The organism is Acinetobacter sp. YH01018, assembly GCF_013420295.1.
Lineage (GTDB): Bacteria > Pseudomonadota > Gammaproteobacteria > Pseudomonadales > Moraxellaceae > Acinetobacter.
In genome coordinates, this window is record NZ_VOYL01000127.1 from 1 (window position 1) to 1,044 (window position 1,044).

Annotated in this window: 2 protein-coding genes; both read left to right on the top strand. The window is 45.7% G+C overall.

Annotated features, from left to right (window positions below):
* The first annotated feature begins 22 nt into the window (after window positions 1-22).
* On the top strand, window positions 23-499 hold the full coding sequence (locus FTT83_RS15945; RefSeq protein WP_004677047.1) for a helix-turn-helix domain-containing protein: 477 nt from the start codon (window positions 23-25) through the stop codon (window positions 497-499).
* The gene (locus FTT83_RS15950) at window positions 495-1,034 is read left to right on the top strand and encodes an IS630 family transposase (protein WP_126038012.1); all 540 of its coding nucleotides are present in this window, start codon (window positions 495-497) and stop codon (window positions 1,032-1,034) included. The genes FTT83_RS15945 and FTT83_RS15950 overlap by 5 nt, the downstream gene beginning before the upstream one ends.
* Window positions 1,035-1,044: the final 10 nt, after the last annotated feature.

Here is a 1,044-nt window from a genome sequence, read left to right on the forward strand (position 1 = left end):
TTTGGTTAAACGATGTTTGCACATGCCACGGATTGTTACCGTCCCACTCAGCTTAGAACAGCGTGCACAACTAATTCTCCTGACCAAGCATGCAGCACATTGGCGTGAAAGACAACGTGCCCAAACCATTCTCTGGCTTTCCGAAGGTAAAACTGTTGCCGAAGTTGCTGCGTTACAAGAGCGTATCCCAGAAACCATAAGGCTACAACGCCGACATTGGGAGCTACATCAGTTTGAATCGATTCAAGAAGGTCATCGCTCAGGCCGTCCCAATACACTGACCTCAAACTATCAGGCTCAAATCTTAGAGTGGGTCAACACAAGCCCACTCAATGCAGAACAAATCCGAGTCAAACTGCATGAAAAACACGGTGTGTCCGTGTCTGTTGAAACTCTTCGCAAGTTTTTGCGAGATTCAGGCATGGTCTTCAAACGCACCCGCCACAGCTTGAAAAAAAAGAGACCCGACCGCATTTGGACAAGCGCAACAGCAGATTGAAGCATTACGTGAGCAAGCGGCACGTGGTGAAATTGTATTGGGCTATGTCGACGAAACAGGATTTTCGGCTACGCCAGATAACCGTTATGCGTGGACAAAGATAGGCGATGTTCATGCGGTTGATGCTGTAAGACTAAAGCGAGTTAATGTGATGGGTTGTCTCCTGTCAACGGGTCATCTGATCACCAGTTGCCTACAGGAATCCGTTAACAGTCGCTGGTTTTATGCCTATTTGATGGGTGTAGCAGCACAGGTGAAACGCAGCTATCAAGTTCCTTTGGTGTTGATTGTTGACAATGCCTCGATTCATCGCAGCAAACAGATGGTAGATTGGCGCAAGCTTCTTGTACAAGAGTATTCAACGACTTTGTATTTTCTACCTGCGTATAGTCCTGAGCTGAATAGAATTGAGATGGTTTGGAAGCAGATGAAGTATAACTGGCGGGATTTTAAGGTGATGAAGGCAGATCAAATAGAGCGTTGGGTTGGGCAGATTTCAAAGGGTTTTGGTAATGAATACATGTTTACTTTTTAGTTGATACTTA